We start from the raw sequence: 24509 nt of genomic DNA, 5'->3' as shown, positions 1-24509 counted from the left end.
ATATTATATTGAAAATAAATTGTCCAAAGTAATTTTTTAAGTATTGTATTCAAAGTTTTGCCACTCCTTTTATTAATATTGGTCTTAATTTTATCTTGTCAATAAAATTGTACCCTATTTTTGGGGGTGGCAAGTATTTTATATATAAATTTGTAAAAATAAAGGTTTTGTCAAGGTTTTTTGATGAAACTTTTGACAAAACCTTACTATTTAAAGGGGGATTTTTATGAAAATAAATAGAAAAGTAATCTTCAAAATAATAGGGGAAATTTTATTTCTTTTTATATTATTAACTGTTATAGTATCTATTATTAAAATGCCAAAAAATTTTAATATTGATTTAGATATAAAAAAATTAGATATAAATTCTAACGTGACCTTTAGTCATATAAAAGGTGAGGTTAAAGATTATTATGATGATTTATTTTCAGGAACGTTTGGTGAAACAAAACATGGCAAAAATATATGGAAATATATAAAACCTGGTGTTAAAAGAACCATTATATTACTGATAAGTGGGTTACTCATTTCTATAATTTTGGGCATATTTAAGGGAGTATTTGATAGTAAAAAGGAGAAGGAAAAATCATCAAACTTAAAGATGATAACATCAATAACTTTTTTGGCTATGCCAACAGTTTTTGTTATCATAGCCATTCAATCAATTTTAATATGGCTTTTTAATTCTAAGGGGATAAAACCTTTACCTATATTTGGATATTCAGGCCCTGAAAGTTATATACTTCCCATTATCTGTCTTTCTATAATACCTATGTTTTATATTGCTAGAATAGTGTCTCTGGCTATAGATAAAACCTATAACCAAGACTATATAAAAACAGCAATGGGTAAAGGTGCATCGAGACTTAGAACACTATGGGTCCATTCCTTTAGGAATGCAATTATAGAGATATCAGATTCCTTTCCATCAATAGCAACAATGCTTATATCTGGATTATTATTGGTAGAATATATGTTTAACTTTCCTGGGGCTACCTATATGATGAGTAATAATCTGACAAGGGAACCCAATATAGCTATAGCTGTGGCAATAATTATTGGAATTATTTACTATGTATTAAATATAATTTTTAAAATTATAAAATATGTTGTAAATCCTAAAGCCAAATTAGTTGGAAACAGAAGGGGGTAGTAATATGACTGATAGACTATTAGAAGTAAAGGATTTAAAAACTCATTTTCAGTTAGAAGATAAAACTATATATGCTGTAAATGGTGTTAGTTTTTCAATAGGAAAAAGGGAAGTTGTTGCTCTTATAGGGGAGTCAGGGAGTGGAAAAAGTGTTACTGCCCTGTCTATAATGGGACTTATACCTAGTCCGCCGGGAGAGATTAAAGGAGGGCAAATACTATTTAATGGAGAAAATATACTTGATAAATCAGAAAAAGAAAAGAGAAAAATCAGAGGAAATGAAATATCTATGGTATATCAAGAGCCTATGAATAGTCTTAATCCAATGCTCAAAGTTGGCTATCAAATCAGAGAATGTTTAACTATTCATAGGAAAATTAGCAAGAAAGAAGCTAAAAATAAAGCTATAGATATATTAAAGAAGGTTGAAATACCGGAACCCCATGAAAGATATAATTGTTATCCCTTTGAATTAAGTGGAGGTATGAGACAGAGGATTATGATTGCTATGGCCCTTGTATGTAACCCCAAATTACTAATAGCCGATGAACCAACAACTGCCCTTGATGTTACCATACAAGCGGAAATATTAGATTTGATAAGGAGACTTAAGGATGAATATGAAACATCGGTTTTACTTATAACCCATGATTTAGGGGTTGTAACAGAGATGTCTGACAAAATAGTAGTGATGTATAGTGGGAAAATCATGGAGATAGCAGGTACCAGAGATTTATATAATAATGCCATGCATCCCTATACAAAGGGACTTATGAAATGTATTCCTAGATTAAATGACAAAAAGGGAAAGCTATATACAATAAAAGGCACCGTTCCCGATATGTCCATGGAAGTTAAAGGTTGTGAATTTTATAGTAGATGTGATAAAAGAATGGATAGATGTAAAGAAGTAAAGCCAAAATTGACTGAGATAGATACAGGACATTTGGTAAGATGCTTCCATTATGGGGAGGTGGAATAATGAGTGGAAAGGATCCAGTTATAGAGGTAAAAGATTTAACAAAATATTTTTATTTAAATAAAGGATTATTTAAAAAAAGGGGGGCTGAGTTAAAAGCAGTAGATGGAGTTTCATTTCATATTAATGAAAAAGAGACCTTTGGCTTAGTTGGAGAAAGTGGATGTGGAAAAAGTACAACGGGAAATCTTATATTGAGGTTATTGTCTCCAACAAAGGGTGAAATAAAATTAAATGGAGTTAACATAGAGACATATAGTGATAAAGAGTTTAGAAAACTAAGAAAGGACTTACAGATTATATTTCAAGATTCTAGTTTTGCCCTAGATCCTAAAATGACTATTGAAGATATATTATCGGAACCATTGTTGATTCATAAAATAACATCAAAATACGAAGTATCAAAAGAGGTACATAAACTCCTTGAACTGGTGGGTTTACCTAAATTATCAGCTAAAAAATTTCCCCATGAATTCAGTGGAGGACAAAAACAAAGAATAGGAATAGCAAGGGCTATTGCCACGAAACCAAAGTTTATATTGTGCGATGAACCAGTATCTGCTCTTGATGTATCAATACAGTCTCAAATATTAAATCTACTAGAGGACCTACAAGATGAATATGACTTAACATATCTGTTTATAGCCCATGGTCTTAACGTAGTAAAACATGTTTCCAATAGGGTAGGAGTTATGTATTTAGGTAAAATAGTAGAGATAGGGGATGTTGAAACTATATACAATAATCCTAAACACCCTTATACAGAGGCATTAATATCTGCCTTTCCAGATCCAGATCCCGATGTAGAAAAAAATAGAGTAATATTAAAGAGAGAAGTACCAAGCCCCATAAATAAACCATCAGGATGCGCTTTTCACACTAGATGTCCAAAGGTAATGGATATATGTAAAGAAAGGGAGCCAAAACTTGAGAGTATGGCAGATGGTCATAGGGTGGCATGCTTTTTAAATACAAAGAATGAAGAATAGAGAATAAAGAATAGATAAGGAAACCTTCGAATGAATTCGAAGCTACAGATTCTTCTGTTATTGGAGGATTTGTAATCCCTCAACTTTTTTTATGAAAAAATATATATAAATAAACAATAAGATGTTAACATATAATTAAGATATATATTAAAAGGAGAGGGTAGTATTCTTAGGTTTGACAAAAAGGCTAGAAAAAACATCAAAAGGTATGTATTACAGTGTACCTTAGCTACAGTAACGATCTTAATAATGTTAACTATTTTCAATTTATTTACTCAAAGTACTATTATAGCAGGGTTAAGTGCAACTACATTTATAGTATTTACTATGCCAAGTAGGTATGCAGCCCAGCCTAAAAATTTTATTTGGGCATATCTTATAGGTATAGTAGTAGGAGTAGTATTTTTTTTGATATATATATCGATAATTAGATTATTTCCATCGGTTCCAGAAAGAGTCTTTTATATTATTTGCGGTGCCTTGGCAGTTGGAGTAGCAATATTTGTCATGGTAATAACTGACACAGAACACCCTCCATCTGTAGGGCTATCTTTAGGATTAGTTATAGGGGAATGGAATCATATAACAATTATTATGGTACTCTTTTGTATAGCTTTTATGGTTATAGTAAAGAGATTACTAAGAGACGTGTTGATAGACCTTAGGTAATAGGAATTAAATAATAAAGAATAGAGAATAAAGAATAGATAAGGAAACCTTCGACTGAAGTCGAAGCTACTTATATTAGAAAAGGAAGAGTAAAGAAGAAATATAAAGATGAGGAAGCTGCGCTTTCTTGTGGGAAGGGCTTGAATATATTTAAGTCCCTGACCTAATTAGTCGTGGGAAAATGCCGAAGCTTTAGCTTCGCATTGTTGTTGGGGGATTCGTAATCCACCAACCAATAAAACTAAGAAAGAAAGAATCCAAGGAGTTATAGATTTCTTACCGATAAATCAGTAAAACAACTAACTTTAAATAAAGTTAACCTCCTCTAAACACCATGTTAATAAAATTAAAATACTATAAAATTAGCAAGTTTTTAGTACAGTTAGAATATTATTTAGTAAGGGCAATTTTATTATATATTCAAACAGCTAATGTGGGGAGGCGTAAATTTGAAAAAAATATATGTTTTGGATACCAGTGTCTTACTAGAAGATCCCAATGCACTATTTGCTTTTGAAGATAACGAGGTTATCATACCAACTATAGTGTTAGAAGAAATAGACCATAAAAAAAGATTAGGTGATGAGATAGGAAGAAATGCAAGATATGTATCAAGGGTGTTGGATGATTTAAGGGAAAAGGGAGCTAAGTTACAAAAAGGTGTAAAGCTAGATAATGGAGGAACATTAAGGATAGAATTAAACCATAGGCATTTTGAAAGGGTAAGAAAGTATTTTAATGAAGCGACAAATGATAATAGAATTTTAGCAGTGGCTCTTAATCTTTTAAATGAACATAAAGAAAACAATGAAAGGGTTATATTGGTTAGTAAGGATGTATTAGTTAGGGTGAAGGCAAATGCAATTGGTATTAAGGCCCAAGACTATCTGTCGGGAAAAATTATTAAAAATGATGAGGTATATGAGGGGTATGAAACTTTGCTGTTAGATACTAATAAAATAGACAACTTCTATAAAAATGGTTATATAACTGTGACAGAAGAACCCTTTAATGATATGTTTATTTATCCACATAAATTTTTCATATTAAAGGATAATTTGGGAACATCAAAGTCAGCCATAGCATGGTATAATCCTGATACATCTAGATTGGAAAATTTAAATTTATCAGAAACAGATATTTGGGGAATAAAATATAGAAACGTACAACAAAAGATGGCAATAGAGTTATTATTAAATGATAATATACCCCTTGTAACAATAACAGGAAGAGCGGGAACAGGGAAAACTTTACTTGCCTTAGCAGCAGGATTGTATAAAACTGAAGAATTAGGATTGTATAAAAAGCTGTTAGTAGCAAGACCTATAGTACCTATGGGAAAGGAACTGGGATACTTACCTGGGGATAAAAATGAAAAGTTAAGACCATGGATACAACCAATCTATGATAATATGGAGTTTATATTTGGAGCCCACAAAGGAGACATAGAAGATATAATGGTGGGACTTAAAAAGGTTGAAGTAGAAGCCTTAACATTCATTAGGGGGAGAACTATACCTAATCAATTTATAATAATAGACGAGGCACAAAATTTAACCAAGCATGAAGTAAAGACTATAGTATCAAGGGTTGGAGAAGGAAGTAAAATAGTATTAGTTGGAGACCCTGAACAAATAGATCACCCCTATTTAGATTCCAGTAGTAATGGTCTTACCTATTTAGTAGAGAAATTTAAAGATTATAAAGAGGGTGGCCATGTAAGCTTAATTAAAGGAGAAAGATCCCGCTTAGCACAATTGGCAGCGGAAATCCTTTAAGTTAAAGAAGAAAGTATTAAAGAAGAAAGAAGAAATGGAAAGATACAGAAGCTATGCTTCTTTTGCTAGGAACAGGGCATGCCCTGTCCGTTTTTTTGCCAAAAACTATGGATTTAAAAATAGAGGAGACTTCATTAGTGAAATATAAGTATGAAATTAGTGTTGTTTTGACAATTAAGGAGATGAAAATATGGATTTAATTGCTATACTTTTAGCTTTTCTAGGCTTATCAAATATATATAATAGTATAAGTAAATTGTTAGATTCTAATTACTACAATAAGTTTTATGTTTTATTTGGAAAAGAAACATTATTTATTAAGAGTGAGGTATCGTTTTTAGTAGTAAATTTTATTGGTTTAATTATAGGAGTATTAGCTATAAGTACATCTTTAGGAATTTGGAAAAGGAGAAAGTTTTCCTATTATTTAAGTATATTTATATCGGGATTTTATAGCTTTAATATAATTTGTGGCTCTGGTTATAACTTAATAAAAGATAGCGGTTATAACTTAGATAAATCTTTTTATATTTTAATGTTGTTGTTTTTAATTCTATTTATACTAATAATACGAAAAATAGTAAAGAATAAATCATACTTTTGTTAAAAGACAAGTAAAAAAGCAGTTAAAATTAAATGATTTTACTATATTTTAAAAAAAATAAAATACATTGACATTTTTAATGGATCTTTTGGTGGGGTAATTTGCTTTATAATAGATTATTTGACAATAAAATCAATTTTACAGAGTAAAATTTCTGTAAAATAAAAAGGTATGTAGAAAATATTGAAAATTTAAATTAGTGACATTGGTATGCCTGGTATGCTTTTTATGCTAAGACTACGGAATTAATAGGAATGTAAAAAGAGGTGATGGAAATTTATTGAAAATAGACAACTAAATATGCGAAAAAAATAACTAAAAAGTAAAAAAAGTTGAAAAAAACTAAAAAAAGGTATAATACAATTAATGTAAAAAAAACAAATAAATTAAACAGATGGTAACGATGAAGTGAAACACCATATGTTTGAAAGTTAAATCTAAATGATTAAAAATATAACTAGAAAAGCAATATCTTGTTTGTTAGGAAATTATAAAAATTATAAAAAAAATACCAAAGTTCTTTTATAGAACTTTTGACAAAACCATAAAAAATTAGAGATCAAAAAGATAGAGATATAGCTATGGATAAAAAAGATAGCATTTATGGTATAAGTTACTTTGTATATACGATTTTAATAACAATTATATATTCTCGCTTGTTTGTAGTCCCCGATATGTTTAGCAATTTAGAAGGTAGGTTTTATGCTAAAGTCCTCTATAGAACATTGTTTGGACTACCTATAAATCTTCTTTATGTAGTACCAATATTTATAATTTTAAAAATAAGAAAGCAAGGGCTAAGAAGCGTTGGAATAAAGAAAGACAAGATATTAAAGTCAATTATTATTGGAACTATTGCAGCTATGCCTATGTCTATATATACTATGGCCAAGATGAACTATAGTATAAAGGTTATAAATCCAAATATATTAGAGAATATAATTACTTTTGTAGAGTTATTAATATTCGTTTCGTTTATAGAAGAATTAATGTTTAGGGGATTTTTACAAACAAGGATCCAAGGGTTAATTAAAAATAAATGGCTAAGCATGATTGTTGTAGGTCTAATTTTTTCAATTTTTCACATTCCTGCACAAAGAGCTTATCTTGAGATGTCACTTACTGATTTTATAATATATAATTTATTATATTTAGGGCCTTTAGTTTTAAGTCATATCTATTATACAGCATTGTATACAATAGATAAAAGCATTTTAGCTCCAGTAATAGCTCATACAATTACGAACTTTGTTAATGAATTATTTATATTACCTAAATAAATATAATGGACTTAGTCTTCAAAGTACTGAATATGAAGAAAAAGTAATATATTTGAAAAAATACATAGAAAATATATACAATATAACCATAAATGACAATTAATATAAAAATAAGGGGGATTATATGAAGAGAAGCATAATAATGATTTTATGGTTAACATTAGTTTTAGTTTTATTTGGATGTGGAGATAATAGTGAAACATCTATGAAGAAAAAAATGGAAAAAGAAGGTCCTGTAAAAGTAGAAAGTGAAAAGAATAGCGAGGATAAGACAAAAGAAATAACTATAGTAATAAATGGTACAAGAATGATGGGACCAGATAAAATTTTACTTCCCATAGATGACTATACTAAATCCTTTCAATCTAAAAATAATGTGAAGGTTACATATGATGTAATACGTAGTACAAGCTACGAGGACTATATGAAAAAACTAAATACTAGATTATATGAAGATAATGGACCAACATTAATATGTTTTTCAGGATATGTTTCACCTAGTTCATATATAGATAAAGGTGTGGCATTGGATGTAAGTAATAAAATATCAAATTTGAAAAATATTTATAGTGGGTTAAAGAAGGAAAAGATGTTTTATGTTCCTATAGGTATGTATAAAAATGGGACAATACTTAATAGAGAAGTATTGAAAAGTTTAGATATAAAAGAACCTACAGTGAATTGGACAAAAAAAGGTTATTTAAATATAAAGAAAAAATGGCTAAAAGAAAGACCTAGAGAGTTTAATACCATAGAGTATGGAGATATAGTAGTGGGTCCTCTAATGAACTTGGATATAATTGATATTGATAATAAGAAAGTAAGTTTAAATAATAACAGGGTTAAAAATTATTTAAATACAGCAAGAAGCAAAATATTTTCAGGGGATTATAAATTAAAAGAGGATTATAATTATTATTATAAAATGATTTTTGAGGCAGGTTCAGAAGAATATTTAGAGCAAGTGGATAAGTATATGAATGATCCCGATGATTTCTTAAAATTAACAGAATCCCCTAACATATTAAGACTAGTAGATAGACAGTTAAAAAATGATAAATATTTGATATTACCCAATGTAGATCAATCTACAGTGAAGACCTTTGGATTTATGATAAATAAAAAAGGAGAAGATATTGAGTTGGGATTAAAATATATTAATGGATTATTAAATAATAAAAATCAAAGAGATATTTATCATAATAGAAGTGGACTTAGCTACTATCCAGTAAATGAAAAAATCGAAGGTGAAATATTAAAGTGGGATAAAGAAAAGGGAACGGATAATAGGGCTATAAAGTTGAGAAAAGTAGTTTTAGATGAGTTAAGAAATAAAAAAGTAGATTACTTGGGTATGGATAAGAAAATGGAACTTATGTATTATGATATAGAAAAGGATTTATTTTCTTTGATATTTACAGATAAAAAGTATAATGAAGAGGAATTGGAAAAGGAGCTTACAAAGCTAGAAGGTAAATATAATATTATTATTAATGAATAATATTTAAAGTATTGATAAGGAAACTTTGGAATGAATTGAAATCTGTATTATATTAAAGAAGAATGGGTAAAGAAGAAAGAAGAAATAAAAACCCTAGGGACAGAGCACGCCCTGTCCGTGGAGGATAAAAAAACTATGGACTGAAACGTAGAGGGGAATTCATTCTAAGGTATAATAACATAGCGAAATAATGAAAAGTACCATTAATTAATGATAAAAGGCAAATTTGGACATAGGTTCAGCTTTGTCTTTTTTATGTTAAGAAAAATGGGTCCACCAATTCCCTGTTCTCTGCACCTTGCACTCTGCACAGAACAAAGAAGCACCAAAGGTGCCTTTGTTCTATAGAATTCAAATTATTATTAGAAAAATATGGTTGAGAACAAGTGATATCTCTTATATAATATAAATATATTGAAATTAATATAAAATATGGGAGTGGATGGACATGAAAAAGGTATTGGTTATTGTAACCTGTATGGCTTTATCTTTAAATTTATTCGGATGTAGTAGTAATGAAGTTAATACTACAAAGAAAGATATTGAAAATAATAAAAAAGAAATAACCATAGCTGTGAGAAAATCAAACATATATCCTCCTGGACTTGAAATGTATAGGTTTCCCTTTGGGTTTGAGAATGATGTAAAGGTGAATTTAGAAGAAATAAAAGCTTCTACCCATGAGGAATATTTAAAAAAACTAAATACAAAGTTATATTTAGAAGATGGACCTACACTAATATTAATTGATGAGGAAGAAACCTATGATAAATACGTTAACCAAGGAGTAGCATTGGAAGTCGGGGATAAAATACCTAATATAGATAAATTATATGACGGATTTAAAAAAGAAAAGATGTATTATGTGCCAATAGTTATGGACTATACTCCAATTGAAATACATAGAGAAGCTTTAGAACAATTAGAAATAAAAGAGCCCAAACTTGATTGGACAAAAGAGGACTATATAAAAATAAAGGAAAAATGGTTTAAAAAACAACCGAGGATATTTAGCCTTAGAGAATATTTAGATACAGTTAAATATCCTTTTAAAAATATCAAAATTTTTAATAATGATATGACAGATGTAAAAATAAATACAGATGAAATTAAAAATTATGTTAAAGATGCCAAAAATAAGATATTTTCAGGAAGATATGCTCTAAAAAAAGAGCATAAATACTATAAATATGCGGAGTATGATAATTGGAAGGATGAAGGTGTAATGGAATTAGTAAAATTTAATGATAGTAATAAAATAGGAGAATTAGACGATAGATTGTTGATTTCCAACTGGGGAGATAGTGGACTAAAATTTAGAGAATCCTTTGGAAGAACCCAAGAGAATATTGTAAAATTACCAGAGGTAATGAGAAATGAATATCAAATAAGAACTTGGGGACTTATAGTTAATAGAAACGGAAAAAACACTGATCTAGGATTTAAGTTTATAAATGGTCTCTTAGAAGATGAACATCAGATAAATATCTATAAAAATCAAGTTATGGACGATTTTCCAGTAAATAAGGATATTGAAGGTGACATAGATAAACTAGCTAAAGAAAAGGGCATAAAAGATAAGTTTATAAATTTAAGAAAATATATATTGAATAAATTTAATAAAGGTGAATATAAGCTTTATAAAAGCCAAGGCAGTAAAAAGATAGAGTTTTATGACATGTTAGAAAAGGACTTGGCTAAGATTATATTTGATAAAAGGGAATATACTGATAAAGAATTAAATGATAAGTTGCAAAAGTTAGAGAATAAATATAATATGTGGATAACGGAATAACATTTATTCTTAATAGGAAAGGGGGAGACACATTGAAAAAATATAAATATTTACTATGGATAGCCATAATAAGCTGTCTAATCTTTATTATAGCTACAATTAGTCTTATATCAAAGTTAGATGAACCTAGTAGCATGGGGAAGGATATAGCGATAATTTTAGTAGGTTTTATTACATTTATTTTTACTTTAAAAAAATATAATAAAAAGTATAGCTAAAAAGATATAATCAATAATTGATTATATATAGATATTAGACAACCCTAATTTCACATGGTGACCATGACATAATACACTTGATAATACAGTTAAAACCATATATAATAAAATATGGAAAACAAAAAAGAGGGGGAGATACTTTGAAGAAAAAAAATATATTTATAGGGGTATTGGTGGTATTGAATCTTATGTTACTATTAGTAGTTTTTCAGTCTCAATCTGGAGAAACTTTCCTAGGGGAAAGGGCATATGGAGATGGTCAAGAGTCCAGTGAAATTGACTATGAAGAGGCATATAATAAGCTGAATAAAAGAGTAGAGGAATTAGAATCAAAGGTAGATAATATTCATGTGAGAGAATTAAAAGAGAACTTAATGGCTGCCAATGGTTCGATAAAAAGACTAGAAGATATACTATTTAGTCTAGACAATGTCACTATTAAACATGGTGTTATAATTGATTCAAAGGAAGATAATACGTTATCTTTAACAGTAAGACCATATGAATTTTTACAGGGACAAGAGGCTATAGAAACAATAATAGATAAATGGGATATGAGTAAAGAAGAGGCAACAGAGTATATTGAAAAAGAAGGTCATGCCTTTGTGGACTTAGATTTAGATGAAATAACACTGAAAATACCTAATAATTGTAAAGTATATATGGTATCAGAGAAAGGATTAGTTGAGGCTAATTTGACTGATTTAAAAGAGCTATCAAAAATGGAGACTGAACTTGAGGATAAGCATGAATATTCTTTTATATTAGTTGAGGGTAAAGTGGTTCAATTCTATTAAGGTTATCAACCAAAATTGATTTAGGTATAGATTATAATGATAAATAAAAAGTGTAGGGATTGAATATATTCAATCCCTACACTTTTTAGTTGATGGGGATCCGTAATCCATACCTAATTATCATTTAACCCTCCCCCTAAAATAATATATAATATTACTATACCCATCTAAGGAGTGATAGAGATGAAAGATAGAATAACCTATTATGGTCCTATCAATAATACTTATAGACAAAATCTTATTAGAAAAGCTAAGTATTATTTGAAAGAAAATAAAGGGGATAAGTTTTATTATTTACTTCCTTCGGGAAATCTTCTTACTAAATATAGAAGGGAACTTTTAGAAGGTTTAAAGGGAGTTTTTGATATTAATGTTATTACCTTTGATGATATAGTAAAGGACTTAATTGAAAAGGATATGTATATAAAGATTGATGATAGTGGAAAGGAAACTATCATATCTAATATAGTTAATGAATTATATAGTGAGAATAAACTAGTTTATTATAAAAATATGGTGAACAAAGATGGATTTATAAAGTCTATATCCTATATTATAGGGGAAATAAAAAGGTCACTGGTTACTCCACAGAAGTATTTGGATAAATCGTCAAATGGGGATAAACTTATGGAAATGGGACTTATTTATGATAGATATCAACAGTTTTTAAATAACAATAATTTATTAGATAGGGAAGAAGAGTATATAAAGTCCCTAGAAAAACTAAATGATAGTATGGACTTATTTGGGGATTTAGATTTTATTATAATAGATGAATTTTTTGACTTTAGACCCCAAGAGGTTAGAATACTTGAAAAATTATCTAAATTAGACATGGACATATATGTAAATATGCCCTATAAAACTAAACAACAGTATAAAACCGTTAATGATACAATTGATAAATTAAAGGAAATAGGCTTCATTATAGAAGAGATAAATACAAATAAAGAAAGTTATTTTGAAGAACTATCTAATAATATTTTTCAAAATAATAATACTACCTATGATAAATCAGATAATATTAACCTTATAAAGGCACCAAATAAAAATCTTGAACTTAAAAAAGTGGCAGAGGAGATTAAGAGGCTTACCAATGATGGTATGAGGAAACCTTCCAATGAATTGGAAGCTACAAAGTGTGTAAAGTTAAATGAAATAGGAATTATTATGGGGAATATAGATAACTATAGAGAACTACTAATTAAGACCTTTAGTGATGAAGGTATTCCCATCAGTTTAAATGAGGAAATAAGATTAATAGATACTCCATTAGTTGGAGAAATACTTAATTTAATTGAGCTTAGATTAAATAACTATAAAAAGAATAATATAATAAATGCTATAAAGTCTAATTATCTAGATATAGCCGATGGTATAGATAGGGATAGACTGGAGTATATTCTACATAGCTTAAAAGTTGGGGATAAAAATAATGAATTATATAAATCCCTACAGGATGAAAAGAGAAGGTTAAGATATTTTATAAATAATAAAGAAGATAAGGAAGCCTATGAAGAAAAATTACAAAATATAGTTGACTTGGAGTTTGTTATATTTGATTCGCTGAAAGAAGAAATAGACAAAATACCTAAAAAAGCATCGGGAGAGGTATATAAAGACACCTTATTAGATTTATTAAAATATTATGATGCTGAGGATTCTATAAAAAACATTTATAAATATAGTAATGATTATTCCATACTTTATAGGGACTTGTCTGTTCTATCAAAGATTAAACATGCCTTTGACAATGTGATAAACATTATAAATATAGCCTATAACGAAGAAATAACATTAAAGGAATATTATGATATAATGGTCCGTTTATTTACCGATGAAACCATAATAATAAATTCTGGTAATAGAGATGGAGTAAATATATTAACCCCATCCACCTCTAGGGGCTTACGATTTAAAGAAGTTTTCTTTATAGGACTAATAGAGGGAGAATATCCAAAGTCAAGTATGAATAATTGGTTCTTTAGGGAGGAAGAAAATGATGTATTTAAAGAAATAGGTATTGATATAAAAAGTTATTTTGAAACTATGGACAAGGAAAGTTTATTATTTAATATAGCCCTAACTAGAGCCACTGAAAAACTATACTTAAGTTACCCAATAAACAATTTAAATGGAGAGGTAACAATTCCCTCTATGTTCTTAGAAGAACTATCAGGTTTATTTTATGGAGAAAATTTACAGGACAGATTTAACACCATAATTGTTACAATGGATTACTTAATAAAGGATAATTTTCATGAGCTTACTAATAAAAAAGATTTTGTCAGATCAATGCTTATGAAATATATGAATGAAGAAGATGAAAAGTATTTAGCCATATTAAAGGAAAAAGATGGTGAAATATTAGAAGAGTTAATAGAAAAAATATATTGTGAAATTAAAAGGGATGAAAAAAGATTTAATGATTATGATGGCTTTATAAATGATAAGGAGATAAAAGAAGAATTACACTCTATCTACAATAATATGAAGTTTAGCATAACACAATTGGAAACATACGGAAAATGTCCCTTTAGATTTCTATATGAAAATATACTGAAGGTATTGGGGATAGATAAGGAAATAGAAGAATTTTCAGCCCTAGAGAGGGGTAGTGTATATCATGAAGTACTGGCAATATATTATGAAAACCATAGGGATGATATTAGAGGATATATATTAGATAATAAAGAATTTAATATAAAGGAAACTAAAGGAGAAATAACAAAGTTATTAACAGAAGCAATTGAATATTTAGGGATAAATATAGATAATAGATATTGGAAGCTAAAAATATCCCATATGACCAATGTTTTAATAAATCTAATAGAAAAGGATATAGATAGACTTAAAGGATATAAAGTTAATTTACTTCCCCATGAGTTTGAAGTAAGATTTGGTTATGAAGAGGATTTTATAGTTTCAATGGATAAAAGGGAAGTAAAACTACTAGGGAAAATAGATAGGATAGATATTACTGAAGATGAAAATGAACATATGGTATATGATTATAAACATTCATCCTATGGCAGAAAGTCTATAAAGGACATAACAAATGGAACTTCACTGCAACTACCTGTTTATATAATGTCCCAAATGGATAAAAAAAGGGAAGTAATAGCTGGAGGATACTTAATTATAAAGGATGGAAATAACCATATAGAACTTATTAAAAAGGAGAAGAAGTCCTATGTTGGTAAATCCAGAGGAAATGGAATATTAACCGATGGGGACTGGGACAAGCTACTAGAAGAAGTGAAAACAAAGATAGGCAATTATGTAGATGGAATATATAAGGGTAGGTTTGCTCTAAATCCAGTGGTTTGTGATGATTATTGTCCATTAAAAAATATGTGTAGGTATAATCAAGAGAGGATAAATAGAAAGGTTGAGACTTATGAAACCAACAGATAGTCAGAAAAAAGCCATAGAAACAATAGATAAAAATGTTTCTGTAAGTGCAGGGGCAGGCTCGGGAAAGACTAGAGTCCTAGTGGAAAGATATATTAATATTTTAGATAATGGTAGTTTAGAATATGGAAAAGAAGTGGAATCCATAGTAGCAATAACATTTACTAAGAAGGCTGCTGCTGAGATGAAGGAAAGGGTACGACAAAGTGTTCATAGTCTAGTAAGAAAAGATAGGAAATGGAATAGAATATATAAGGATTTAGAAAAGGCACAAATATCTACTATCCATAGTTTTTGTTCGAAAATATTAAGGGAAAATCCAATAGAGGGTAATTTAGACCCTAACTTTTCCCTTTTAGACGATAATGAAAATAATAAGTTACTGGTGGAGGTTATAGAAAATATAATAACAGAGGGAATAGAAAATAGGGATGATATATATAAGTTTATAGAATATTTTACATCGGATTCATTAAACTCATCATCCTTTAGTGATGGAATAATAGACAGTATTAAAAACATCTATAAAGAAGTAAGAAGTACTGGAATGTCTTTTATTGATTTAAAGGAAACAACTATAAATTATATAGATAGTTTAGACTGTGATATTAGTGTAGTAAAGGATATAAAAGAAAAGATAAACTTTTTAGCAAAAAACATAACAAGGAAAAACTCAAAGATACAACAACTAAACAAAGATTCCAGGTGGATAGATTTTAATAGTAGAAATATACTAGAGATAGATAGTAAAGTTATAGATGATATAGCATACTTTTCTTCAAGGTTAGGAACCAATAAAAAATATCAAGATATTATAGATGAAATAATTGAGTTATCATCTAATCTACTTATATTAGCAGAAAAGGATAAGAAGTATATATATGAAATATTTCTAGACTTATTAATAGATATTGATAGGGACTATACAAATAAAAAAGAAGAAATGGGTAGCCTTGATTATGAAGATTTACAAATAAAACTATTAAATCTATTGAATAATAGTGACCTAGTTAAAAGGTATCAAGATAAATTCAAATACATTATGGTGGATGAATTTCAAGATACCAATGAACTTCAAAGGAAAATAATATATAAATTATGTAGTGTAGAAAATAAACTAGATAGACAAAACCTATTTGTAGTTGGCGATCCTAAACAGTCCATATATGGCTTTAGAGGGGCAGATATAGATGTCTTTTATGATGTTGTAAAGGATATAGAAGAAACATCAAATATAGAAACAATATCCCTGAAGGATAACTTTAGAACAGCTGATAATGTTATGAAGTTTATAAACAATGTATTTAATAAATTAATGGGGAAAAGATATGAAGAACTTAAGGCAACTAAAAAGTCAATTAATAACATAGATGTGGAAATAATAGAAAATAATAATATTGAAGTTCCAGATGATGTGGATAAAGGGGAATTTATTAAAAAATATGAAGCAGAACTTATAGCCAAGAAAATAAGGAAACTAGTTAAAGAAGGAAACTATAGTTATAAAGATATAGCCCTATTATTTAGATCTATGACCGATACCTATATCTATGAAGAGGCATTTAAAGAATATGGTATACCTTTTTATAACCTAGGGGGGAAGGGTTTTTATAAAAGGGAAGAAATAATAGATATATTAAATGCTCTAAAAACAATAAATAATAAATATGATACATTATCTTTAGTGGCTACTTTAAGAAGTCCAATGTTTGGAGTTTCCGATACAACTATATATTGGCTAATGAAGGAATATAGAAATGATATATTTAATAATCTAAATAAAGATATAAAAAATATCACAGATAGTGAGAAAAAGAAGCTAAATAGTGCATATACTATATTAAATAGACTCAACAAAATAAAGGGAACCATTACTATCCATGAATTAATAGAAGAAATATTAGATAGCACCTATTATATTGAAACATGGATGTTAAAGTTTGGAGGAAAGCAGGCAATGGCAAATATCTATAAATTTATGGATATGGCTAGAAGATTTATAGAAAGGGAAAATAACAGTTTAGATAACTTTATAGACTTTATAGAAAAACAATCCGATGAAATCGATGAGGGACAAGCACAGATAGAGACAGAAGAGGGAAATACCGTTAAGCTTATGACTATCCATAAGTCTAAGGGATTACAATTTAAAGCGGTGGTAATACCCCAAATGGCCAAGCAATTTAACTTTAGATATCCAAATATATTATTTAATAAAAATATTGGAATAGCTATAAAGCATCCAGATAATCTAGGAAAACTAGATGAGTCCATATCACCATTATATTCAAAACTTCTAGATAATCAAAAAGAGAAGGATATGGAGGAGAATAAAAGGGTATTATATGTTGCTATGACTAGAACAGAGGAAAAATTAATAATAGGTAATCAAAGCGATAAAAGACTTAGAAGTAGCTTTAAAAAGATGATAAAAGACTATATAGATACAGACAATTCCATCAAAGTAGGAGATATAAATGTAGAAAAGGATAGTATAAAAAGGGTAGCAAATCTTAAAAAAGATATAAAAGAAATGCCCTTAGATAAGGATAAATTTCCAATACTTAAAGACTTTAATCAATATGGAGCTAGACAGTTTAATACCTTTAGCATTAGTCAATATATGACATTTAATAAATGTAGACGAAAGTTTTATATGTCATATTATAAGAGAATACCAATAGAAGAAATAGAAATACAAGAAGAAGTATTAGATTATAATAAAGGAAATAACAATATATTAGATCCAATAAAAAAAGGACTAATAGTCCATCAGGTATGTGAGAATTATGATAATGAGAGGGATATAGATAGTTTGATAGAAAAATCTATTGTATTACATCAAGTTAATCCTACAGATGATATAACAAAAGAAATAAAAAAATATGTTAATAATTATGCCAACTTTTATAAAAATGATTATGATAAATTTTATAACGAAAAGAAGTTTTATTATAAATTAGGGGATAAATATATTTATGGTATCATAGATAGAATAAACATAAGGAACAATAGGGCAGAGATTATCGACTTTAAAACTAATAGGGTAACTAATAAAGACTTAATAAAAAATAATTATAAAAATCAGATACAAATTTATACTAAGGCATTTAAGGACATATACAATATAGAAATATCTAGGGCAGGATTATTAATGCTAGAAACGGGAGAATTTATAGATATAGATATTAGTGAAGAAAATTTGGATAAAAATATAAAAAGTATAAAGGAGTTTATAAACTTTGTGACTAATAATAAGGATATAAAAGATTATCCGAAAAATGAATGTAATTGTAGTTATTGTGACTTTAAAGATTTTTGTATATAAAATATAAAGGGGGATAACCATGTCTATATTAAGTTCAATAGAGGGAAAATTAAAAGCTAAAGACGGTACCGAGATATATTATGTTAAGGATGTTCCAAATGATAGAAAGGCAGTGGTGGTAATAGTCCACGGATTTGCAGAACATCTAGGGAGATATGATTATGTAAAAAACAAGTTAAACGAATTCGGTTATGGGGTTTATAGGTTCGATAATAGGAGTCATGGTAAGTCGGGAGGAGAAAGGGGACATATAGAGGATTATAATAATTTTATAGAAGATGCTAATCTTGTAGTAGATATGGCTAAAAAGGAAAATACTGATGTACCTATATTTATGTTAGGTCATAGCATGGGAGGCTTTATAACGTCTTCATATGGTATTAGATATGGAGAGAAGTTAGATGGACAGGTTTTAACTGATGCAGCTACTATGAAAACACCCCAAGTTACTGGGATTAAGGGACCATTATTTAAGTTACTAAGTAAAATTATACCTAAAAAGCGTATAGAAAATCCTTTATCCCACCTTATATGTCATGATCGAAAGGTTGTAAAAGACTATGAAGAAGATCCATTAAATTTAAATGATGCCACCATCAAATTTTTTGTAGAATTTATGGTTAATGGAGTAGGTTGGTTAAATGAAAATATGCCGTCATATAGTTGTCCATGTCTTATATTACATGGTGGAGATGATAAAATAGTAGATAAAAGGGCATCGGAGAACTTCTACAAAACAATAGCTTCAAATGATAAAGAAATTAAGATATACGACGGATTATATCATGAAATTTTAAATGAAGATATAAAAGATGATATTCTAGAAGATATCCATAAATGGCTAGAAAGACATATATCCTAGTGTTATATACAAAAAATTCAAAAAATAAAAATAATTGAGTCAAACGACTTAGAACGACAAATTTTTTTTACAAAATATGATAAATTGTATTTACAGGATATATATTAGGGGTGAGTATATTGAAAGATATAGAAATTTTAAGTCCTGGAAAGCGACTCAGAAGTGTGAGAAAAATTCTAGGACTGAAACAAGGAGAATTAGCGGGGGACAGATTTTCTAAGAATTATATTTCTATGTTTGAGAATGATAAAAGGAGTATAAATGTCATTAATGCTACATATCTTGCTAAAAAAATTAATGAAATGGCTGAAAAGAAAGGAAAAGAAGTCAATATTAATGCATCTTATTTGCTAAAAAATGAATATGATATGGCAAATGACAAATGTAAAGATTGGATAGAAAAGGTTGAAAATAACTTAGATATGTCTGGATACGAACAAAATTTAAATTTATTTAAAGTCTTAAAACTATCCGATGAGTTTGGATTAATAAAGTATAAAGGAAGGGCTTTATATCTTAAAGGTATACATTCATTTAATATGGGAAGATATGAATGTGCAATTAGTCAATTTTTAGAAGCTATAAACTTTTTTTCAAAGGAAGATGATTATATAGCCTTAAGGGATGGTTATAAGAGTATAGGAATTATACTATATAAGAAGAATCAATTCAAAGAGGCTGTTATATATTTTAAGCTATCAGAAAATGCAGCATTGAAAGAAGGAAAAATTGATATTAATAAAATAGATGAGATTAGATATTATAGAGCATTATGTCACTATAACATGGAAGAAAAAAAGATTGCAAAAAATATTATATCTAGATGTACCCATGTAGATGATAAAATAAGGGAACTTAAAGAGAAAATAGTATAAATAAAGGCACCGGTGGTGCCTTTATTCTATTAGTTTTCTAGCTTTATTTAAATCTTTTTTGTGAACTAATACCCGAGTGGTGGTAATTGCACTTTTATTGGTAAGTCCATTAGAACTAAATTTAGGTGTTATGGTCTTCAACTTACATCTGACACCACTAGCTTTTAGTTTGGCATATTTTTCTTTAGCCTTTGATGAGTAACTATGACTACCTTCATAAATAACTATCCAATTTTTATCTTCAATAAAGTAGAGATATATTGCTAAAACTATAAATGATACAAATAATATAATTGATAATAAGCTAATTTTAATCACCTCTTATTATCAATAGTATAACATATATGGATTATTATGACGAAAGTATTATCTAAGCTCTGGGGGAATTTATAATCCCCCCCAGTCTGCCTTCTAAGCCTCTTTAGACAAAGTAAGTAAAAATGGGAGCCATTCCGCAGGATTTGTGAAAATATAGAATAAGGGAGAAAATCGCTTGAATTCCACTGTTTGAGCGTAGCGAGTTTGGAATTCTATTTTCGACCGTTTCTATATATTTTCCAAATCCGAGGACTGGCGGACATTTTTACTTACTTTGTCAATACTTTGGGGGAATTTATAATCCCCACCCAATTCCTTTACTTAAAATGGTAATTTTCCTTAACTTCAAGCCACTCATCTTTTAATAAATCCATATATAATACATCTGACAAAGTTCCAGTTCTAGAGTCAAAGAAGTCTTTCCTCATTACTCCCACATTTTTAAACCCTAATTTATGATATAGGGAATGGGCTCTTTTGTTATCAGGAATAGTGCTTAAATATATTTTTTCTAAATTTAAGTGCTTAAACATAAAGTCGATAAAATGAAATAAAGTATCTTCACCATATCCTTTTCCTTGCTCACTGGTTTCACATATTTTTATACCGAATTCTGCATTTTGAGATCTTTTGTTCCAATTTGAATAGCCCATTTCTCCTATGGGTACCTTATCCTCTTTTTTACATATAATAAATCTTTTAGAAGTACTATATGTATTACTGTCTTTAATTTGTTCCATGATTTTTTCTGATATTGCAGTTTTACTACTTAATACCCCATAGGCAAGTCCTGCATGGGCCATCATATCGCCATTATTCCACCAATTATATAAAAAATCAATATCACTTTCTTCAACAGGTCTTATTGTTACTTTTTTGCCAATAATCAATACAAGTTCCCCCTTTTATATAAGTTAATTTAATTATAACAAGGGGATGGAATATAGTATATGGGAAAAACTATTATAATTAAAATTGAACAAAGAAGGGACAAAGCTACCTTTGTTCTTAAATAGTGTATAGCTAAATGAGTTTTAGTCTACAATTAAAGTATGAATTAAATTATATAAGGATTGATAAAAATATATGCTTTTAGTAGGGATTTTTTTTATATTATTAGGTTTTTTTAATATAGGTGATGAGATATACGATTTTAAAAGTTTATTTTCAAAGAAAAAATTGACTAAAAAAGATAATATAGTTATGGACAACTATTTTACATTAAGGCTACTTATAGGTTTACTCTCTATAACTGTAGGGATATTATCTATAGCCAATTATATTATTTATTAAGGATGTTGTTATGAGATTAAAGAGAATGTTTATATCTATATTTATACTATTGCTTTTAGTTAGCACCAATGTAAGGGGATTTAATAAAGAAAGTAAAACTATATTGATTATATTAGATGATTTGGACTTTAAATTAGTAGATAAAATTATAAAAAGAGACTACTCTATGGGAATATTAAATAATAGAACAGACGGAATGTATAAAGTAAGTAGCTACGAAAGTCTTTTTATGACCATAGCAACAAGTAGAAAGGTCAATGTTAAAGAAGGCTTATTTAACGGGATATCAAAAAAAAGTAATGGTAGTTTAGAAGTAAATGGTTATGATGATATACTGTCAGCTTTAAATAGAAACTATGATAACTTTTCTAATAAAATAAGTTTTTTTGGAGATGTACTTAATAATAATGGAATAGAAGTAGGCTATATGGGAAATGATTCATCGGCTTTAATTGCTTGTAATAAAAATGGATTGATTGGAATTGGAGAAAATAAAGTTATCTATGATAGACAATGGCTTTATGGAAAAACCGACGAATTATTAAATAATGCAGATGTCCTAGTTTTATCAATTGATACTTTAAATAAAAAAGACAGGATATATATTTTAAAAGACTATATAGATACCTTTGATAAATACAATATATTAATTATGTCTAAAAATATATATGGAGATATGAATGTAAAGTTTAATTCTACATTATCTCCAGTAATATATATAAACAGGTCAACTGATAATGGACTACTTACTAGTAGAACTACAAAAAGGATGGGTCTTATATCAAACCTAGATATATTCCCCCATATAGCAAGTTTATATAATATAGATGGTAAAACTCAAGTTGGGAATAAGATAGATATAATTCCAAATGATAACTTATTAAAAGCAACTAAAGATAATTTCAGAACCTTTGTTAATCTTAACATAATAAAATATATACTACATGGAATAATTATAGTCACTGAAATAATAATATTGCTTTTATATATAATAAAAAAAAATAATAGTTCTTTTAATCTGAAATTAACTTTTAATACTATAATTATTATAATAACTGGCTCATATATATTGAGTCTATTAAAAATATATAAATATATACCGCTATATATAGCTAGTATTGTTTTATTTTCTTTATTATTATCCACATTAATTACTAAGATAGAAATCAATATAGTGGAAAAGATGTCTATGATTATTTGGATTTTTATGATCTATGGAATATTTATAGATAAGGGATTTTTATATAATACATTTATAGGTTATAACAATGTATTGGTGGGAGGAAGATTTTATGGACTAAACAATGAAGCTATGGGGATACTGTTAGTAACTTCTATAATGGTTTGTTTTTATGTGAAAGAAAAAATTAAAAAGGGTAAGATATATTTTTTTTTCATATTTTTAATCTATATACTAAATATATTGGCTCTATCAAATGAATATGGTTCTAATATAGGAGGGTATATAACATCTATAGTACTTTTTTTAGCAATAATTTATACTGAATTATTTGGTAAGAAATCAACTAAACCGATGGTTCTTGTTTTTATAATGATGGGATTAGCATTAATAGTAGGGAATTTTTTCTTTGATTTTATCAGTGTAAACAAAAGCCACGGGGGAAGTTTATTATATAGAATTTCAGTATTGGGCTACAAAGAACTTCTATATATGATAATAAGAAAAGTAAAACAACTTATATTTATGATGGTTATTCCGCCATGGAGTATAATCTTGATATTACAGACATTGTTTATTGTGCTAAAATTACAAATTAAGAATCTATCCAGAAAAGCAAAACTAATTTTTTACACATCAATAGTAGCCTTGGTTATAAATGATACTGGAGTTGTGGCTTTTATATATATGAATACTTTTTTGATAGCAGAAACGGTGAATATAAAGAAGAAAGTGTAAAGAAGAAAGAAGGAATAAAAAATGTAGGTACAGGGCATGCCCTGTACGATAGATGGTTATAAAATTTAATATTGAAATAAAGTAATGTGTGATCAAAAATATGTTGCATTACAATTGTGTGGCTGGGGGATTCGTAATCCCCCAGCTAATTTTGTGTTACCAAATCTCTATTTTTTATTGACTTTTATTCTTTTTCCAAAATATATTGACAATTCTTACATATTTCAATATAATGTTAGAGTACCTAAAGGTTCGTAGCACGATATATGTTAAAGGAAAGGAGAGGAATTAGTGGAAATAGAATATATAACTGAAGATATTGTTAAATATATACGACAGATAAACCGCTCCATTCATAAGAAACACCATGAATTGGCACAGAAGTATGACTTATCCCTTGAACAATTTCATCTGCTGGTACATCTAGATACATATGAAGAAAATCCAACAATAACGGATATAGCTAAAAGACATAATAAGGCTCCAAATACTATATCAGAAAGGATAAGTAGATTAGAAGAAAGGGGATTGATTTTAAAGGAAAAGGATAAAAAGGACAGAAGAATCAATAGGGTAATAATAACAAAAAAAGGAGATGATCTATTAAAGGCCATAAGTTATAAAGCTAGTAATGAATTTGTAAAAAACTCACTATCTGATATGGATAGTAAATTAGTAAATCAATTAGTTATAGGTTTAAGAGAATTGTCAGAAAAATTGGACTAAAAGGAGGGCTTT

The 24509-nt window shown here is 28.2% G+C and carries 19 protein-coding genes; 17 read left to right on the top strand and 2 right to left on the bottom strand.

The genetic code is table 11. The features are described 5' to 3' along the window. Positions 1-226: 226 nt before the first annotated feature. The 15 genes from V6137_RS13690 (at position 227) to V6137_RS13620 (ending at position 20242) form a co-directional block, all read left to right on the top strand. Positions 227-1153, top strand: a complete 927-nt coding sequence (locus V6137_RS13690; RefSeq protein WP_425448511.1) for an ABC transporter permease subunit — start codon at positions 227-229, stop codon at positions 1151-1153. Between the two features lie 4 nt (positions 1154-1157). Further along, positions 1158-2135: an ABC transporter ATP-binding protein gene (locus tag V6137_RS13685; protein WP_425448510.1), complete on the top strand. Its 978-nt coding sequence runs from the start codon at positions 1158-1160 to the stop codon at positions 2133-2135. Beyond that, on the top strand, positions 2135-3121 hold the full coding sequence (locus tag V6137_RS13680; protein ID WP_425448509.1) for an ABC transporter ATP-binding protein: 987 nt from the start codon (positions 2135-2137) through the stop codon (positions 3119-3121). The genes V6137_RS13685 and V6137_RS13680 overlap by 1 nt, the downstream gene beginning before the upstream one ends. Before the next feature lie 144 nt (positions 3122-3265). Beyond that, entirely contained in the window at positions 3266-3790 is a 525-nt protein-coding gene (locus V6137_RS13675; RefSeq protein ID WP_425448512.1) for an HPP family protein, read from the top strand. Between the two features lie 449 nt (positions 3791-4239). Then, entirely contained in the window at positions 4240-5568 is a 1329-nt protein-coding gene (locus tag V6137_RS13670; RefSeq protein ID WP_425448508.1) for a PhoH family protein, read from the top strand. Positions 5569-5758: 190 nt separating this feature from the next. Beyond that, positions 5759-6175, top strand: coding sequence for a hypothetical protein (locus tag V6137_RS13665; RefSeq protein ID WP_425448507.1), 417 nt, complete (start codon positions 5759-5761; stop codon positions 6173-6175). A gap of 578 nt (positions 6176-6753) precedes the next feature. Further along, positions 6754-7452 (top strand): CPBP family intramembrane glutamic endopeptidase, encoded by a 699-nt coding sequence (locus V6137_RS13660; RefSeq protein WP_425448506.1) that lies wholly within the window; start codon positions 6754-6756, stop codon positions 7450-7452. Positions 7453-7576: 124 nt separating this feature from the next. Continuing rightward, entirely contained in the window at positions 7577-8953 is a 1377-nt protein-coding gene (locus V6137_RS13655; RefSeq protein ID WP_425448505.1) for an extracellular solute-binding protein, read from the top strand. Positions 8954-9401: 448 nt separating this feature from the next. Continuing rightward, positions 9402-10748 carry a hypothetical protein gene (locus V6137_RS13650; protein WP_425448504.1) on the top strand — a complete coding sequence of 449 codons (1347 nt, stop codon included), beginning with the start codon at positions 9402-9404 and terminating at the stop codon, positions 10746-10748. A 32-nt stretch (positions 10749-10780) separates the two neighbouring features. Then, positions 10781-10966 carry a hypothetical protein gene (locus tag V6137_RS13645; protein ID WP_425448503.1) on the top strand — a complete coding sequence of 62 codons (186 nt, stop codon included), beginning with the start codon at positions 10781-10783 and terminating at the stop codon, positions 10964-10966. A gap of 140 nt (positions 10967-11106) precedes the next feature. Further along, complete coding sequence (locus V6137_RS13640) at positions 11107-11763, top strand: hypothetical protein (protein ID WP_425448502.1); 657 nt, start codon at positions 11107-11109, stop codon at positions 11761-11763. A gap of 183 nt (positions 11764-11946) precedes the next feature. Continuing rightward, complete coding sequence (locus tag V6137_RS13635) at positions 11947-15180, top strand: PD-(D/E)XK nuclease family protein (protein WP_425448501.1); 3234 nt, start codon at positions 11947-11949, stop codon at positions 15178-15180. Next, positions 15164-18505: a UvrD-helicase domain-containing protein gene (locus V6137_RS13630; protein WP_425448500.1), complete on the top strand. Its 3342-nt coding sequence runs from the start codon at positions 15164-15166 to the stop codon at positions 18503-18505. The genes V6137_RS13635 and V6137_RS13630 overlap by 17 nt, the downstream gene beginning before the upstream one ends. A gap of 19 nt (positions 18506-18524) precedes the next feature. Next, a complete protein-coding gene (locus tag V6137_RS13625; protein WP_425448499.1) occupies positions 18525-19367 on the top strand; it encodes an alpha/beta hydrolase in 843 nt (280 codons plus the stop codon). Positions 19368-19486: 119 nt separating this feature from the next. Further along, complete coding sequence (locus V6137_RS13620) at positions 19487-20242, top strand: hypothetical protein (protein ID WP_425448498.1); 756 nt, start codon at positions 19487-19489, stop codon at positions 20240-20242. Between the two features lie 21 nt (positions 20243-20263). Here the strand turns inward: V6137_RS13620 and V6137_RS13615 are convergent, their stop codons facing one another. Next, on the bottom strand, positions 20264-20560 hold the full coding sequence (locus V6137_RS13615) for a hypothetical protein (RefSeq protein ID WP_425448497.1): 297 nt from the start codon (positions 20558-20560) through the stop codon (positions 20264-20266). 317 nt (positions 20561-20877) lie between these two features. Then, entirely contained in the window at positions 20878-21450 is a 573-nt protein-coding gene (locus V6137_RS13610) for a GNAT family N-acetyltransferase (RefSeq protein WP_425448496.1), read from the bottom strand. Positions 21451-21863: 413 nt separating this feature from the next. Between V6137_RS13610 and V6137_RS13605 the strand changes: the two genes are divergently transcribed. Together V6137_RS13605 and V6137_RS13600 are read left to right on the top strand one after the other, a co-directional pair. Next, complete coding sequence (locus V6137_RS13605; protein ID WP_425448495.1) at positions 21864-23771, top strand: hypothetical protein; 1908 nt, start codon at positions 21864-21866, stop codon at positions 23769-23771. Positions 23772-24062: 291 nt separating this feature from the next. After that, the gene (locus tag V6137_RS13600; RefSeq protein ID WP_425448494.1) at positions 24063-24497 is read left to right on the top strand and encodes a MarR family winged helix-turn-helix transcriptional regulator; all 435 of its coding nucleotides are present in this window, start codon (positions 24063-24065) and stop codon (positions 24495-24497) included. Positions 24498-24509 lie beyond the last annotated feature (12 nt).

Source organism: Dethiothermospora halolimnae, from assembly GCF_037577855.1.
Lineage (GTDB): Bacteria > Bacillota > Clostridia > Tissierellales > VENL01 > Dethiothermospora > Dethiothermospora halolimnae.
The sequence above is the reverse complement of the archived record's forward strand: the minus strand, read 5'-3'. Positions and strand labels throughout refer to the sequence as shown.

Excerpts from the sequence above, each read along its gene's own strand:
- V6137_RS13630 (WP_425448500.1), top strand. The coding sequence starts at position 15,164 with ATGAAACCAACAGATAGTCAGAAAAAAGCCATAGAAACAATAGATAAA.
- V6137_RS13655 (WP_425448505.1), top strand. The coding sequence starts at position 7,577 with ATGAAGAGAAGCATAATAATGATTTTATGGTTAACATTAGTTTTAGTT.
- V6137_RS13625 (WP_425448499.1), top strand. The coding sequence starts at position 18,525 with ATGTCTATATTAAGTTCAATAGAGGGAAAATTAAAAGCTAAAGACGGT.
- V6137_RS13660 (WP_425448506.1), top strand. The coding sequence starts at position 6,754 with ATGGATAAAAAAGATAGCATTTATGGTATAAGTTACTTTGTATATACG.
- V6137_RS13665 (WP_425448507.1), top strand. The coding sequence starts at position 5,759 with ATGGATTTAATTGCTATACTTTTAGCTTTTCTAGGCTTATCAAATATA.
- V6137_RS13650 (WP_425448504.1), top strand. The coding sequence starts at position 9,402 with ATGAAAAAGGTATTGGTTATTGTAACCTGTATGGCTTTATCTTTAAAT.
- V6137_RS13680 (WP_425448509.1), top strand. The coding sequence starts at position 2,135 with ATGAGTGGAAAGGATCCAGTTATAGAGGTAAAAGATTTAACAAAATAT.
- V6137_RS13635 (WP_425448501.1), top strand. The coding sequence starts at position 11,947 with ATGAAAGATAGAATAACCTATTATGGTCCTATCAATAATACTTATAGA.
- V6137_RS13690 (WP_425448511.1), top strand. The coding sequence starts at position 227 with ATGAAAATAAATAGAAAAGTAATCTTCAAAATAATAGGGGAAATTTTA.
- V6137_RS13685 (WP_425448510.1), top strand. The coding sequence starts at position 1,158 with ATGACTGATAGACTATTAGAAGTAAAGGATTTAAAAACTCATTTTCAG.
- V6137_RS13605 (WP_425448495.1), top strand. The coding sequence starts at position 21,864 with ATGAGATTAAAGAGAATGTTTATATCTATATTTATACTATTGCTTTTA.